This window comes from Pedobacter sp. UC225_65, assembly GCF_042698365.1.
In the GTDB taxonomy this organism is placed as follows: Bacteria; Bacteroidota; Bacteroidia; order Sphingobacteriales; family Sphingobacteriaceae; genus Pedobacter.
On the sequence record NZ_CP170550.1, the window covers coordinates 3,517,018 to 3,531,665 of the forward strand.

Below are 14,648 nucleotides of genomic sequence, written 5' to 3' on the forward strand. Positions count from 1 at the left end.
TTAACTCGGCTCAGCCTCTAAAATTTCAAGTTGTGCTAAAATATCGTCTTCAGTAATGGGATAAGCCACATCATTAACAATGGCTTGGTAAACCGCCTCAAATAGCCCAGTGTAGTCTCCTTTTGCTGATGAGACTAGCTCAGTAGTTCTACCACCATCTGCAGTTACCAAAGTGAGTTTTCCTGCATCTTTTGGATCTTCAATGCCATAATTAGGATCAGTTGGTTTAATTCCCTTTAGCAATTGGCCTTCCTGTACATCGGCATGGTTTTTACTGAATGAACCCATTAAACCATTGATCACAAAAGCATCTTTTACATCGGCAACCAACATGCTTGCCGTTAGAAAGACATTCAGCTCATTTGGATAGCTCAATTGGATCGAGAAATAGTCGTCTACTTTTGTACCCACTCTATTTTTGCTCAATACTTTGTAGTAATTAGTTGGTCTGCCAAAAAGGGCGATGGCCTGATCTAATAAATGTGGTCCCAAGTCATATTGCAGACCGCTTGCTTCAACAGGCTCTTCCTTGAATGCCTTCAGCCCAATTTCGTTTCTATATCGGTCAAAGCGAAAGTGAACTTCTACCAACTTGCCCAAGCTACCGCTGTCTATCACCTTTTTTGTGGCATTGAAACCGCTATCAAACCTTCGGTTCTGATAAACCAATGCCTTTTTTCCAACACTTTTGGCCAGTGCAAACAGTTCCTTTGCTTGTGCGGTAGTTGCAGTAAATGGTTTTTCTACCAAGATATGTTTACCTGCCATTAAAGCAAGTTTTGCATACTCGTAATGGGTATAGTTGGGCGAGTTGACAATAACCAGATCTATCGTATCATCGGCCAATAAATCATCAACACTATTATAGCTTTTGATCGATGGATAATCGTTAGCTGCATTTTTATGGTTTCTTTCTGTAACCGCCGATAGGTTAAAGGCAGGATGACTATCTATAAAAGGGGCATGAAATACCTTGCCAGACATGCCATAAGCGAGTAAACCAGTGTTGATTTTATTGTTCATCCTACAAAGCTAAAAATTTGACTTAGATGTGCGTTAATCTGTAAGTCATTAAAGCAGGTAGAAATGTATATTTGCGATATGAAACCAGCAGAAATACATGCCAAATGGAAAACTTTGCAGATAAAAATCGCAGAGGAATTTGAATCGGATACACCCGATCTAAAGGTAGTCCTGTTTTTGATTGGCGTACAAGAATTAGGTAAAGGGCCTAGAAAATATAGCAAAAGACAAAAGGAAGAACTCATGCATATTGCCACCTGTCGTTTATTGAGCGAAATGGGGTTTTATGAGTTGGAAGGGTTGGACCAAGATGGGTGGCCGCATTGGAAGCTCATCAAGCCAATTCCGTCTTATGCTTTAATGGAGCAAGAACTATTGCTCAAATCGTTGGCGATTACCTATTTCGAAGATATTTATCAATAAGGATTGTTGAAGAGGGTATTGTTAAAACCCTTAAATGCCAAAAAAACCCTGAAGTAAGTAATTACTTCAGGGTTTTATAATTTATAGGTAGATATAAATTTTATGATTAACCTTTAGCGGCTGCTTCTTTTTTCAATTGATCGTTAGCTACGATTACAATTTCTACTCTACGGTTAGCGGCACGACCTTCGTCAGTTGCATTATCTGCAATTGGTTCGGCAAAACCTTTACCAACAGTGATCAAACGTGAAGAAGGAACACCTTGAGAAACTGCATAAGCTTTTACAGCTGCAGCTCTTTTTTCAGATAATCCCATATTGTACTCTTCAGTACCACGGCTGTCTGTATGACCGATTACCTTAATGTCTGTTCCTGGATATTGGTTTAATGAACTTGCTAAAGATTCGATATTTTTCTTAGCTGCATCTTTTAATGCAAATTTGTCAAAATCGAATAGGATACCACTGTCAAATTTTACGATAATACCTTCTCCTTCGCGGATAACTTCTGCGTTAGGGATTGCATTTTGTATTTCTGCAGCTTGTTTATCCATACGTTTACCGATGAAACCACCAGCTGTACCACCTACAGCCGCACCAATAATGGCACCTACTGCAGTATTACCTGCTTTTTTACCAATTATACCACCAATTACACCACCAGCGGCTGCACCTATACCCGCACCTTTTTGGGTGTTTGTTAAGCTATCACATCCTTGAAATGTCATTGCACCAAGGGCCAATGCAATACTAAAAGCAGCTATTTTAAATTTTGACGTTACCATTTTCTTATTTTTTTGATTTAACTACGATGGCATTGTCAAATGAAGTGCCAATTCCTAAAACCTAAATAAATTAAATTTCTATCAACTGAATTAGTGCATGTTAGGTGCATTTAAAAGCCATATGCCAATTTTGCCAAAAAAATAAATGGTCAATCAAATACCACATGTTGGGTAGCTGATTGACCATAATTCTATACAATTGTTACAATAGATTATTCTGAAAAGTAAGCTTCCAGTTCTTTTAAAGTATTTTCATCAGTATGGAAATCTTTGATAATTAGACCTTTTTCCAATAAGATGACCGATCGCAAACATCAGTTACATGATTAAGGTCGTGACTAGAGATCAAGGTCGTTAAACGATGCGAAGCTTTTAGAGACTTGATCAAAGATTTAAGCCTGATTCTGCGTAGTAGATACTAAATTGGCAAAAGGCTCATCGAGTACCAAAAGTTCAGGTTTTTGCATCAATGCAGCTGCAATGCCTACTTTGTTTTGGTTCCCTTTAGAAAAATCGCGGATGTATTTTCCCCTGTTTAGGATTTCGCCATTAAAAAACTCTTCGTATTGTTTTAAATAATCGCCAACATCGGCCACACTGAGGTTATGTAATCCGCCGGTAAAGATAAAATACTCTTCAGGCGTTAAGTAATCAATTAGGAAACCTTCATCTAAATAAGAGGCCGTATAATCTTTCCAATGATCGTTGGTGGCCACGTTTTGGTCCTTCGATAAAACTTCACCACTGTCGGGTCTGATTAGGTCTAGCAACATCCTGAACATCGTCGTTTTACCAGCCCCGTTATTTCCAACCAGACCAATAGTTTCGCCAGCACGAATAGTTAAGTTATTAATATCTACTACGGTACGACCACCATAGGTTTTTTTCAATTGTTTAAATTCTAACATATTCATATTATTCTCTAAAGCCTTCGGCTATTTTATAACGTTGTTTTTCAAATTTTTTAACTAACAGATTCACCCAGAAATTGCGCATCAATAAGGTGATCAAGCCAAATGAAGCAATTGCGCCTAAGCCCCAATAAGGTTTGTTCATAATACCGAATGGCATATAGATGAAAATTGGGATCAATATAAATGGTAGGCCTAAGATCCATTGTGTAGCTCCAATGCCCTGCCAGTTGAAACTGGCACTTTTGGTAATGTCCAATCGTTTATAGTTCAATGTGGCAAAATACAATACAATAACTGTAGCAAAGCCTATGTTATAAAGATAAGCTGCTGCATGCAACAATAGTAACTTATAGCTCATCAATCCATAAAAACTGGCTAGTATGGTAATAATGGTAGAACTGATGGTAAACAATAAAAATTTAGCTTTGATAAAATCCTTAAAGTCGATTTTGCTCACCAATAGGCCATCAAAATGGGTACTCTGCCAAGCAAACATAAACTGCCCATAGGTTAAGATGCCAATGCCGGTCATAAACAAAGCAGCAAATAACAGCTTGCCAAACTCATCTTTTTCAATCATTGGGCCTTTATAAAAAATAAATCCATAAGCCAAAAAGACAAAACCCATTAAAACTGAACCTCTAGAACGTTTATGACGGAGAATCAATTTTAGTTCTAAAGCTGCCAATTCTCCAACCTTGCCAAAGCGATTTAAAAACGGATAATCGGTGCTTGTTTTTTTATCGTCTTTCGTGCTTAACTCTTCGGTATATAGGTTGGCACGTAGGTAGTTGGAGTTGACGATGAAAATAGCGACTGCAGCCAAGGTAAAGACCAAACCTAAAAATGGATATTTAGTAATGTTAACAAAAATGAAGTTAGAGAAATCCCTTACTGAAATGATATGGTAATAATCTAAGCCTCCTAATACAGCAACTAACCCAATGATGAAAAGAAAATAGGAAAAGTTATTGATTGATTTACGCTTTAAGTATAAAACCAGATAATTGTTAAACACAACTAATGACAGGATAGAAACTACATACATTAACGCGGTGAGCGCACCGTAGGTAGTGCCAATCTTCATGAGACTAAAAGGAATAAATACAAATAAGGGCAGGATGTTAAATAACGTGAAAAGCGATTTGATGTTTAAGAAATTGACAATCGTTTTCCGCTTGATCCTAAGGTGCAGATAGGGTACGATACTTAAGGTAGGAAGTTCTTGCATCTGTGTACGGATAGCCAGATCGAACAAGAAATAATACAAGATGTAGCCATTAAAAACCGTGATGACATTTTGGCCAGGGAAAGCTGCTTCTAGGAGCTTGCTCATCCAAAAACCAATGCCAACTGCAAGGGCCAGGAAATAAAGCATAAAAAAGCCCAATAATAGATTAGCAGCGATACTGCCGGCTTTATTTCGGCTACGCCAAAAATCCATCCATTGATGGCTTAAGAAAGTTGATAGCATATTAATAATTGTATTTGTTTTTCCAATTCTGTTTTAATTTTTCTCTTAATTTTTCTTCTGCCGGATTTTTGCCCGGGTCATATAATTTGGTGCCGCTGAGTTGTTCTGGCATATATTCCTGCTCAGAAAAATTCCCTTCAAAACTATGCGAATATTGGTAATCTTTTCCATAACCTATATTTTTCATCAACTTTGTTGGTGCATTTCTAATATGTAATGGGACTGGCAGATTGCCCGTTTGTTTCACCAAAGCCTGTGCTTTATTAATGGCCTCATAACTGGCATTGCTCTTAACCGATGAGGCCAAGTAAGTTACACATTGCGAAAGAATAATTCTTGCCTCTGGGTAGCCGATTACATTTACTGCAGTGAAACAATTATTTGCCAATAACAAGGCATTCGGATTGGCATTGCCAATATCTTCTGAAGCGAGGATCAATAACCTGCGTGCAATAAATAAAGGGTCTTCTCCGCCCTCCATCATTCGGGCCAACCAATAAACGGCCGCATTTGGGTCGCTGCCCCTAATGGATTTGATAAATGCCGAAATGATGTCGTAATGTTGTTCTCCTGCTTTATCGTATAAAGCAAGGTTCTGTTGGGCATGGGCAAGTACATTCTCATTGGTGAGCTCAATCTTGCTACCGCCAATACCATTAATGGCAATTTCCAGAACATTCAAAAGTTTACGGGCATCACCACCAGATAAACGGATCAAAGCTTCGTGCTCTTTGATCTTTACTGTTTTTCTTTTAGGATGACATCTTTTTTGATTGCCGTGTCCAATAAACCAACCAACTCCTCTTCACTTAAGCCTTGTAAAATATAGATTTGGCATCGCGATAATAAAGCGGAGATGACTTCAAAAGATGGATTTTCTGTAGTTGCGCCAATCAGCGTAACCAAACCTCGCTCAACGGCCCCTAATAAACTGTCTTGCTGCGATTTGCTAAAACGATGGATCTCATCAATAAACAGGATAGGCAGACCCATAAAACTGTCTTTCAAGGCTGCGGCTTTGTCAATCACATCGCGGATATCTTTAACGCCCGAGTTGATGGCGCTCAAGTTAAAAAAAGGTCTATCTAAACTTTGGGAGATGATATAAGCCAAGGTTGTTTTGCCAACTCCAGGAGGTCCCCAGAAGATCATTGATGGCAATTGACCGCTTTCTATCGCTTTGCGCAACACCGCATTTGGACCAACCAGATGTTTTTGCCCAACATACTCGTCCAAATGATGTGGACGCATCCGTTCTGCTAATGGGGCTTGGTTTTGCATAGCTAAAGATAGGAAATTTAAAATTTTACCCTATAGAAAAGAAATGCGTTTTATCCACAAACCATTAGATGAAGAAGAAAAATTAGATTTCGTTGAGCTATATTAAATTAATAGAATGTCAGTCTGAGCTTGTCGAAGACCAATACAAAAGATGTTTCGACAGGCTCAACATGACAGTTTCTAAATAAACCAATATTGTAAATCCTAACCACTGATGGCCGATAGGTTACTAAGTACTCGCCTTAGGTTTCTTCTTGAAAAACTTCTTTTTCTTTACATAAGGCTTTTTCTCGGTAGTTGGCTCATCTTTTGGCGCTTCTCCCAAGTGCTCAGGTAAAGGAATCCGGTCTATTTCACGTTCAATGAGTTTCTCTATGTTGGCGAACTTACGCTTGTCTTTTGCGTTCACCAAGGTAATCGCAGTCCCGGTAGTTTCTGCCCTTGCTGTTCTACCAATACGATGGATGTAATCTTCTGGGTCATGCGGTACATCATAATTGATCACCAAACTGATTCCTTCTACATCAATACCTCTACTTAAAACATCAGTACCGATCAATACAGGGATGCGTTTGTTCTTAAAGTCGAGCATAATGGCCTCACGTTCTTTCTGACCTAAGTCCGAATGGAAAGCTTCTGCCTTAAATCCTAAACGACTAAAAACCTTGCCTAACTCTTTTACCTTATCTTTTGTAGAGGCAAAAACGATAATGCTTTTATAATCGGCATGTTTCATCACCTCGGTCAGTAATTTTACTTTCTGACTATCGTGCACGAAATAAGCTTGTTGGCTAATACCGGCTGCAGGTTTAGATAAGGCAATATTTATAGATTCAGGCTGGTTTAAAAGTTTGCCTGCCAATGTTCTGATTTTTGGGGGCATGGTTGCCGAGAACATCACAGTCTGTCGTTCTTTAGGAAGATAGCCTACAATTTTCATGATGTCGTCATAAAAGCCCATGTCCAACATCCTGTCTGCTTCATCCAAAACCAGGTAATGTAATTTGTCCATTTTGAGTACGCCCGACGAAAGGTGCGCAATCAATCTTCCAGGTGTAGCAATGATAATGTCTACCCCTTCGCGCATCGAGCGTTTCTGCTGTTCGTAAGCGATGCCATCGCCACCACCATACACCGTTAACGAACTGATATTGGTGAAATAAGAGAGGGCTTCAACCTGCAGGTCGATCTGCTGGGCCAGTTCTCTGGTAGGTGCAAGAATCAAAGTGGTATTATGCCTATCGTTGTTTTCGGTAAGCATATTCATGATTGGTAACAGATAGGCTCCGGTTTTACCAGTTCCTGTTTGCGCACAAGCAATCAAATCCTTTTTTGCTAAAATTAGCGGTATCGCTTGTTGTTGTATCGGCGTAGCGTTACGAAAACCCATCGCTAATAAACCTTCTAAAAGTTCAGGGTTAAAATTAAAATCTTTAAAATCCAAAGTTGTTATTGTAAAATACTGTATAAAAGTACCTCAAATTAAAGCCAAAAGCAAATGAAGCGATGGATGATGCAAATGACATGAAAAAAGGCCAGTATAAACTAGAGATTTTAAATTCCTTCAATAACGGGTTTATTGCCAAAAGCCTTGTACCTTGATGCTTTTGGGTTGGGTGTTGAGCTGTTTGATCCTTTTGCGCAATTGTACACATGTAGGAATATGTCCTGTAATATAAACCGTTGCGGTAGTAAGGTCATTGGTTTCTATCCAATTGGCCAAGGCAGAATATCCTCCAAAATCTTGTTGGGCAATGGCACCAATGTTCCAATCTAGGTATTCGTTAAATTCTCGGCGATGATGTTCTTCTGCTATGGTAATTGCGCCTACGAGCGGTTGTTCTTTTGCCAATTGTTGTAGGGCCAAATAATGACCAATGCTGCTCATATCTCCCAAGCTGATCATGGCACTATTGGTTGTGGGTTGATGAAAAGTTGGTCCCACACCAACATATACGATAGTGTCGCCCTTTTTTAAACTACTTGCCCATTTGCTTCCGGGTCCTTCATGCTGTGCATCGATAAAGAGGGTGCAAGTACTGGTTTCTACGTCCCAACAGGCGGGGGTGTAGTCTCTATAGATGCCCTCGGCAACCCTAACCTTTATATGCTGCACCTTATCCCATTTCTCCATTTTCATGTCCGGAAAATGTACATCGACCTCAAAAAAAGTAGCAGGGTTCCAAGCCCTTACTTCTAACACTTTTCCAGTTTTGCCAAATGCGTTTTCTAATAAAGAAATGACTTTGTTTTTAATGGTCATCGTCGTTAAATTTTGATACACAAAGCACGTGATAAAGCGATTTGGAAACAATGCTTAAAACAATGTAAGTGTTGGACTATTCGTGGTAGTCTCTTCTGAACTGGATCGGAGATTGCCCCACAACTTTGCTGAAAAGTCTGGAGAAATAAGCATGGTCTGCATATCCTAAGGCCACTGCAATTTCTTTAATGCTGTTATTTGTATAATAAAGTAAACGTTTGGCCTCTAGGATAATTTCTTGGTGGATCCAATAACTGATCGCAAAACCAGTATTTTGTTTAACAGCCTCGTTGAGATAAGCTGGTGAAATGTTCAATAAACTGGCATAGGCAGCCGGACTTTTGATTTCTTTAAAGTTTTGGCGAAGTAACTGTCTAAACTGTCGGGTAATGGTGGTTGGTCGTAGCTCATGTTGATGTTGTCCGTTTTCGGCTGTTAAATAAGCAGCTGTAAAAAAACCTATAGTAGTGTCAATCAACGAACGGATGATTTGGGATTGGAACTTAAAATCCTGAGTCTGGTTACAGATTTTATCCAATAAAGAAAGACTTTGTTCTAAATATGCTGTAGTTTCATGGTCTGGAGCAATAGGTTGTTGCCCAATTAATCGCTCATCTAAAACTGTTCTGTAGGTTTCGTTGAGGTATTCTGCCCCCACTGCCAAGAACCAGCCTGTACAATTGTGGTTAGCCAACACCTGATGGACCTGACCTGGTAAGATAAAGAATAACCACTTGCCTGCACGTGTAATTTCCTTAAAATCAACCATGATCTGGCTAAAACCACCTTGTTGAAAGAAGAATAGGTAGTGGTCATCACGATGCACGCCATATATATCTTCGTCAATTTCCCTTATTGATGCCAAATGACGTATTTCAAGTCCAACTTTGTTGATGTCTTTTAACGAATGGATTGGAATATGTTGACTTGGCATTTCACAAAGATAAAGTAAAGGATGATTGCTTCAGTTTTTTGGATTTTGTTTCTACATAATATATTTATCTTTAAGTAAAAAACAAATAACTATGGAAATGACACATAATGCAGCTAGTTGGATCGAAATTCCAGTGCTTGATTTTGATCGGGCAAAAAAATTTTACAGTGCAATTTTTGATTATGAAATGCCTGAAATGCAGATGGGACCTTTTAGGATGGGCTTCTTATTATATGATCGAGAAAATGGAGGCGTGGGCGTGGCCATTGTTGCAGGCGAAGGCTACAAGGTAAGTGCTGATGGGCCAAAAGTTTATCTTAATGGTGGGAATGACCTCAATACGGTTTTAGCAAGGATACCAGCGGCAAATGGCAAAGTGTTGATGGAAAAAACAATGATCGCCCCAGATATGGGTTATATGGCCAATTTTGAAGATGTAGAGGGAAATAATCTTTGGTTATTTTCGATAAATTGATAGTCTATTGAAACTTTATTAAAAACAAAAGCTTCCCAAAATTCAGGAAGCTTTTTGTTTTAAAAGCAATTTTATCGGTCGATTTATGGTGTGCCTGCCCTTCGTGGATTACCCGCTCACAGGACTTTTTTATCTAAGTTTTGCTGTTCTTTTTAGTTAGAACAAGCTAGGAAATCTTTAGTTTTAATTGGATAAAAATTTATCCACAAATCCACAATTTTGTTAACTACTTTTTGGTGTCTGCATAACCAAATACCTTTTGTAGCAAACCAGTAGAACGGGCACCAATGTTGTCTCTGATTTTTAATTCCTCTTGGGCAACCTGTATAAACATGCCATCTATCGCCTTTTGCGCAACATATGATGATAAGTCTGTATTTACGGGTTTAACCAGTGGTATTTTATTGTAGGCTAAGGCGGCATCTCCCCAGTATTTTGTAGCACCAACCTTACTCAAGCTACTTGTAATTACAGGTTTAAATTTTTCCATGAGTTGTGCAGTTGTTACTCTCTTAAAATATTGGGTTGCTGCATCTTTGTTACCTAACAAGATATTGGTAGCATCAGCAATGGTCATCTGTTTTATAGCTGAGATAAAAATTGGTTTTGCTTCCTTTGCAGCATCCTCGGCTGCTCGGTTGATGCTCAAGATCACATTGTCGGCCAAAGAATTTAAACCGATACTTCGCAAGGTCTTCTCTACCTTTTGAGCTTCTGTAGGGAAAAGAATCTTCACTGCTAAGTTCCCAAAAAAGCCATCTTTTGCCGAAAGTTTATCTGCACCTTGGGAGGTCCCGATTTCTAATGCCTGCTTGATTCCCTGCCCAATCTCTAAAGTTGTTGGCGTGCCACTTGTTGGAATCTGTTTTAATATATTGCCGATTTTGTTTTGGCTCTGTACATCGCAACTGCCAAGGCATAGGATACAAAGTGCCGAGAAATATAAACTGATTTTTTTCATTTTTTCTGTTTTAGCGTTAAATTAAAGAAACAGATGAGGTCAGCAATGGGTCATTTGATACCAACACACTATTTAACATCATTTCTATTGGCAATAGTAAGCAAATCTTTTGCCATTAGTTGAGTAGGATTAGCCAATTTTAAAATTTCTGATCGGGAGCCTTCTCTATTTTTCCTCATAGTACCCTTTTAAAAAAAGATAAATAATAATTTTTTCATGAGTTTTGGTTTTTAATATGGATGTAAGGTTTATCAGATTTCCAGATCTTATCCGAAAATATTTTTTATACTTGACTCAATTTAGCCGAAACACCGTTTGAAGTTTATTAAAAATACAGCCAGAATAAATGAGCAGGATGATTCTTCGCTTATTGCCGCCTATAAAGAAAGTGGTAACTTGGAGGTATTGGGTACACTTTACAATAAGTACATGCACTTGGTGTTTGGGGTATGCCTAAATTATTTTAAGGATGAGGAGCAGAGCAAAGATGCAGTGATGCAGATCTTTGAAGAACTGGTGGTGAAACTGAAAGTTCATGAAGTGCAGAACTTTAAAAGCTGGTTACATGTACTTTCTAGGAACCATTGTTTAATGGCCTTGCGCAAGGCTTCCAAAAATCCAACGGTTGCCATGGAAGATAATTTTGTGGAAAATGCTGATTTTGTGCATCTAGATATTGATGATACAAGAGAAACTCAGCTAAGCGTGATGGAAAAGTGCATGGAAACCCTACCTGAAGAACAGCGCAAAAGTGTAGATTTGTTTTATTTGCAAGAGAAATGTTATAAGGAAGTTGCCGAAATAACGGGATATGATATGCTTAAAGTAAAGAGCTATATCCAGAATGGGAAAAGGAATTTGAAAATTTGTATCGAGAAAAACAGTGAGTTATAACGAGTGGTTAGATATAGAAGTATTGGAAGATTACCTTGATGGTAAGCTTGATGCCAAAGCTATGTACCAGGTTGAAAAGCTTTCGTTGGAGGGTACCCTTTTGTAGCCGAGGCGCTAGCTGGATTAAGCCAATCTCCAAGAAGGACGCAATCTTTGTCGTTGTTACAAAAGCAGTTGCAAGAACGTATTGCGCAAAAACCTGTAGAACAGAAAAGATGGCGAATTACCTCGCAACGTTTAAGTATTGCTGCAACAGCTGCTGTTCTATTTGTTACCGTAAGTCTGTTGTTCTGGATGAAGGAAAACAAACGTCAAGAAATATTGGCAGGCCAAACTAAAAATATCGATGTAAATATTGCAGCAGGAGGAGCTAAAAAGAGTCCAGAAGTTAAGGAACCCCCTCAAGTAGCAGCTGTAATAGATAAAGCCTTGGCAGATGCCAAAACCAATACGTTGGCGAATAACAAAAAGCCTAAGGCTGTTGAAAATAAGCAGGTCCAGTCAATAATTGCTGCAGCGCCAACAGTAGCTAGGAAAGCTACTGAAGATACTGCTGTAGCCAAAGAAATCCAGTTAAAGGAAATAACTGCAGCTGCAGCAGCACCACCTGTCCAAATGGATAAGGCACTTCAAGGGAGAATAGCAGGAATAACTATTGCCCAACCTACTGTTAAGGTGATCGGAAAAGTAACGGATGAAGATGGTGAGCCTATTATCGGAGCTTTGGTTAAATCAAAAGGAAGTAATATTACGGCCACTACAAATGCAAAAGGCGAATTTGTGTTGAACTTAGATAGTAATTTAAGTAAGCAAAAACTAGCCATTGGGTATATCGGTTTTAAACAGAAAGAAGTAGAGATCAAAGCCAATGAGCCACTTCGTGTGGCTTTAGAGCAAGATGCAAGTACTCTAAGTGAAGTTGTGGTTACAGGTTTTGGTAAAAATAAGGTAGCGAAAAGGGAAGTTACTTCAGCTGTTCAAAGCATCTCTGATTATGCTTCAAAACCAATTGATGGTTGGGAAAAATTTGAACAGTATCTGCTTGATAACAACAAATTGCTGAAAGATAAAACGACCACAGGTAGAGCTGTTCGGTTGAGCTTTAAGGTTAACAAAAAAGGGCGGCCTGTTAACATCAAGGTTGTTGGTACATTAACCAAATTTGAAAATGACGAGGCCATTCGTTTAGTTAAAAATGGTCCAAATTGGGAAGTGCCTACAAAAAGCTCACCTGTTGTGGTTAGCATTAAATTCTAGACTGCTTAGTCCACTATTCTCCATTTTATAATCTTATTGATCCAATGTATAAGAGCTCACATTTTGAAGAAAAAGATGCCGATAAAGTATTGGCGTTTATGAAAGCCCATTCCTTTATTACCTTGATAGGTTTTGATGGAACCTATCCTGTCGCTACCCAAGTCCCTGTGCAGATCTATCAGGATGAAGAGGGGATGCACATCGTTGGCCATATCATGCGAAAGACCGACCATCATTTGGCCTATGCCAAAAATGAAAATGTAATGGCCCTTTTTACAGGTGCACATGCCTATGTCAGCGCTGCTGTTTACGAAAACCCAGCCGTCGCCTCTACTTGGAACTACAGTTCGGTACAGGCCAAAGGTAAGATTAGGTTAATGGCTGAGGATGAAACACGAAGAGTAATCATGCAACTCACCGATAGCTATGAAGATGCGAATAACAGTCCAGCCTCTTTTCATAAAATGGATACTGCTTATATCGACAAACACTTAAAGGCAATTGCAGGCTTCAAAATCAGGGTAGAAGATCTACAGCATGTGTTTAAGTTAAGCCAGAACCACTCTACAGCTAACCGAACAAACATTGCCGAACATCTAGCCGCGAGTGACGATGCAGATTCTAGAAAGGTTGCCGAGCAGATGAAAGCTTTAGAATAAACCTAGTGGATAAAAGCGCTTAATAGGTAGTAGATCAATGCGGCTAAGATCGCAGATACAGGAATGGTCAATACCCATGCCCAGATCAGTTTTACCGTTACGCCCCATTTTACTGCAGAAACACCTTTTGTTAAGCCTGAACCAATAATTGAACCTGTAATGGTATGTGTTGTACTTACAGGGATTTTTAAGTGTTCAGTGAAATATAACGTCAATGCACCAGCAGTTTCTGCGGTTACACCTTCAAATGGCGTTACTTTGGTAATTTTAGAGCCCATTGTTTTTACGATTTTCCATCCGCCACTTAATGTTCCGGCAGCAATTGCACTGTAACAGGCCAATGGAATCCATGGTGGCATGTGTCCGGCAATTTCTTCGCCATTTGGTCCTTTAGATGGAAGGGCAACATGTAGCCAAGCTGGTAATTCTGTCATGGCTACTCCACTGGTGTGGATGTACACTACAACAGCGGCGGCAATGATACCCATTACTTTTTGCGAGTCGTTACCACCATGCCCTAAACTGAAGGAAGCTGATGATAACAATTGCATTTTTCTTAACCAAGCAGTAGATTGTGTTTGGTTTAAACTGCTAAAAATTAAGCAGAAGAAACTGATGGAAAGAATGATAAATCCTACCAAAAGCCATTTGATATTGTGCGATTCGAAAATTACACTATAAAAGTGAGAGTCGAAACGTGGTTTTTTGATTTCACTATACATCAACATCTGATTGCTGATGAACCAAATGGTGCAGATGATTAAGGTTAAGGTAAATATTTTGGGCCAGATACTCTTTTTTGCAGAGTGTAAAAGCCAAATGGAGATAAAATAAGAAACAATAGCCCCAATAAACGGAGCCAGTACAATAAATCCTACAATAACCAATACGCCAGTTGGCATTTCGCCAGCTTTACCTTCCTTATACCAATTCACTACATTGATGCCTGCATGGGCAATGGCGGCACCAGCAAAACCACCAATTAAGGTGTGCGATGAACTTGATGGGATACCAAACCACCAGGTAAATAAATTCCAGATGATGGCGGCAATAACCCCTGCCAATATTACAACCAGGTTGATCTCCATGGTATTGGCTGTTTTGGCCACTGTATCTGCAACTCCAAAACCAAAAACCCAATAGGCTAAAAAGTTGAAGAATGCTGCCCAAACTACAGCTTGAAAAGGTGTTAATACTTTAGTGGCCACAATGGTAGCAATTGCATTTGCAGCATCATGAAAGCCATTGATATAATCGAAGATCAGCGCTAATACAATGATGACCAAAAGGAGGGTTAGACTCATAT

Annotated in this window: 14 protein-coding genes and 1 pseudogene; 5 read left to right on the top strand and 10 right to left on the bottom strand. The window is 39.2% G+C overall.

What is annotated here, in order from left to right; all coding sequences use genetic code 11:
* Window positions 1–1,023 carry a Gfo/Idh/MocA family oxidoreductase gene (locus ACFJIZ_RS18520; RefSeq protein ID WP_379087456.1) on the bottom strand — a complete coding sequence of 341 codons (1,023 nt, stop codon included), beginning with the start codon at window positions 1,021–1,023 and terminating at the stop codon, window positions 1–3.
* Between the two features lie 78 nt (window positions 1,024–1,101).
* On the opposite strand from ACFJIZ_RS18520, the gene ACFJIZ_RS18525 reads away from it, so the two are divergent.
* Entirely contained in the window at window positions 1,102–1,446 is a 345-nt protein-coding gene (locus ACFJIZ_RS18525) for a hypothetical protein (RefSeq protein WP_379094117.1), read from the top strand.
* Between the two features lie 106 nt (window positions 1,447–1,552).
* Here the strand turns inward: ACFJIZ_RS18525 and ACFJIZ_RS18530 are convergent, their stop codons facing one another.
* From ACFJIZ_RS18530 to ACFJIZ_RS18560, 7 genes and pseudogenes are all read right to left on the bottom strand, one after another.
* On the bottom strand, window positions 1,553–2,230 hold the full coding sequence (locus ACFJIZ_RS18530; RefSeq protein ID WP_379087458.1) for an OmpA family protein: 678 nt from the start codon (window positions 2,228–2,230) through the stop codon (window positions 1,553–1,555).
* A gap of 392 nt (window positions 2,231–2,622) precedes the next feature.
* Window positions 2,623–3,120 carry an ATP-binding cassette domain-containing protein gene (locus tag ACFJIZ_RS18535; RefSeq protein WP_379087461.1) on the bottom strand — a complete coding sequence of 166 codons (498 nt, stop codon included), beginning with the start codon at window positions 3,118–3,120 and terminating at the stop codon, window positions 2,623–2,625.
* Between the two features lie 25 nt (window positions 3,121–3,145).
* Window positions 3,146–4,588, bottom strand: coding sequence for a DUF5687 family protein (locus ACFJIZ_RS18540; protein WP_379087464.1), 1,443 nt, complete (start codon window positions 4,586–4,588; stop codon window positions 3,146–3,148).
* 31 nt (window positions 4,589–4,619) lie between these two features.
* Window positions 4,620–5,899, bottom strand: a pseudogene (locus ACFJIZ_RS18545) (replication-associated recombination protein A).
* A 229-nt stretch (window positions 5,900–6,128) separates the two neighbouring features.
* On the bottom strand, window positions 6,129–7,343 hold the full coding sequence (locus ACFJIZ_RS18550) for a DEAD/DEAH box helicase (RefSeq protein WP_379087467.1): 1,215 nt from the start codon (window positions 7,341–7,343) through the stop codon (window positions 6,129–6,131).
* Window positions 7,344–7,475: 132 nt separating this feature from the next.
* Window positions 7,476–8,162, bottom strand: a complete 687-nt coding sequence (locus ACFJIZ_RS18555; protein ID WP_379087470.1) for a siderophore-interacting protein — start codon at window positions 8,160–8,162, stop codon at window positions 7,476–7,478.
* A 76-nt stretch (window positions 8,163–8,238) separates the two neighbouring features.
* Window positions 8,239–9,096 (bottom strand): helix-turn-helix domain-containing protein, encoded by an 858-nt coding sequence (locus ACFJIZ_RS18560; protein WP_379087473.1) that lies wholly within the window; start codon window positions 9,094–9,096, stop codon window positions 8,239–8,241.
* 91 nt (window positions 9,097–9,187) lie between these two features.
* Here ACFJIZ_RS18560 and ACFJIZ_RS18565 point away from each other — a divergent pair, with 91 nt between their 5' ends.
* Complete coding sequence (locus ACFJIZ_RS18565) at window positions 9,188–9,571, top strand: VOC family protein (RefSeq protein ID WP_379087476.1); 384 nt, start codon at window positions 9,188–9,190, stop codon at window positions 9,569–9,571.
* Between the two features lie 226 nt (window positions 9,572–9,797).
* Here ACFJIZ_RS18565 and ACFJIZ_RS18570 read toward each other — a convergent pair whose 3' ends face one another.
* Window positions 9,798–10,532, bottom strand: a complete 735-nt coding sequence (locus ACFJIZ_RS18570; RefSeq protein WP_379087479.1) for a DUF4197 domain-containing protein — start codon at window positions 10,530–10,532, stop codon at window positions 9,798–9,800.
* 315 nt (window positions 10,533–10,847) lie between these two features.
* On the opposite strand from ACFJIZ_RS18570, the gene ACFJIZ_RS18575 reads away from it, so the two are divergent.
* The 3 genes from ACFJIZ_RS18575 (at window position 10,848) to ACFJIZ_RS18585 (ending at window position 13,342) form a co-directional block, all read left to right on the top strand.
* Window positions 10,848–11,426, top strand: a complete 579-nt coding sequence (locus ACFJIZ_RS18575) for an RNA polymerase sigma factor (RefSeq protein ID WP_379087482.1) — start codon at window positions 10,848–10,850, stop codon at window positions 11,424–11,426.
* A gap of 159 nt (window positions 11,427–11,585) precedes the next feature.
* Window positions 11,586–12,683: a carboxypeptidase-like regulatory domain-containing protein gene (locus ACFJIZ_RS18580; protein ID WP_379087484.1), complete on the top strand. Its 1,098-nt coding sequence runs from the start codon at window positions 11,586–11,588 to the stop codon at window positions 12,681–12,683.
* 44 nt (window positions 12,684–12,727) lie between these two features.
* Complete coding sequence (locus ACFJIZ_RS18585; RefSeq protein WP_379087488.1) at window positions 12,728–13,342, top strand: FMN-binding negative transcriptional regulator; 615 nt, start codon at window positions 12,728–12,730, stop codon at window positions 13,340–13,342.
* Window positions 13,343–13,344: 2 nt separating this feature from the next.
* Here ACFJIZ_RS18585 and ACFJIZ_RS18590 read toward each other — a convergent pair whose 3' ends face one another.
* Window positions 13,345–14,646 carry an anion permease gene (locus ACFJIZ_RS18590; protein ID WP_379087491.1) on the bottom strand — a complete coding sequence of 434 codons (1,302 nt, stop codon included), beginning with the start codon at window positions 14,644–14,646 and terminating at the stop codon, window positions 13,345–13,347.
* Between the last annotated feature and the right edge of the window lie 2 nt (window positions 14,647–14,648).

Coding starts and splice junctions, on each gene's coding strand:
- ACFJIZ_RS18520 (WP_379087456.1), bottom strand. CDS start 1,023: ATGAACAATAAAATCAACACTGGTTTACTCGCTTATGGCATGTCTGGC.
- ACFJIZ_RS18525 (WP_379094117.1), top strand. CDS start 1,102: ATGAAACCAGCAGAAATACATGCCAAATGGAAAACTTTGCAGATAAAA.
- ACFJIZ_RS18530 (WP_379087458.1), bottom strand. CDS start 2,230: ATGGTAACGTCAAAATTTAAAATAGCTGCTTTTAGTATTGCATTGGCC.
- ACFJIZ_RS18540 (WP_379087464.1), bottom strand. CDS start 4,588: ATGGATTTTTGGCGTAGCCGAAATAAAGCCGGCAGTATCGCTGCTAAT.
- ACFJIZ_RS18555 (WP_379087470.1), bottom strand. CDS start 8,162: ATGACCATTAAAAACAAAGTCATTTCTTTATTAGAAAACGCATTTGGC.
- ACFJIZ_RS18560 (WP_379087473.1), bottom strand. CDS start 9,096: ATGCCAAGTCAACATATTCCAATCCATTCGTTAAAAGACATCAACAAA.
- ACFJIZ_RS18565 (WP_379087476.1), top strand. CDS start 9,188: ATGGAAATGACACATAATGCAGCTAGTTGGATCGAAATTCCAGTGCTT.
- ACFJIZ_RS18570 (WP_379087479.1), bottom strand. CDS start 10,532: ATGAAAAAAATCAGTTTATATTTCTCGGCACTTTGTATCCTATGCCTT.
- ACFJIZ_RS18585 (WP_379087488.1), top strand. CDS start 12,728: ATGTATAAGAGCTCACATTTTGAAGAAAAAGATGCCGATAAAGTATTG.
- ACFJIZ_RS18590 (WP_379087491.1), bottom strand. CDS start 14,646: ATGAGTCTAACCCTCCTTTTGGTCATCATTGTATTAGCGCTGATCTTC.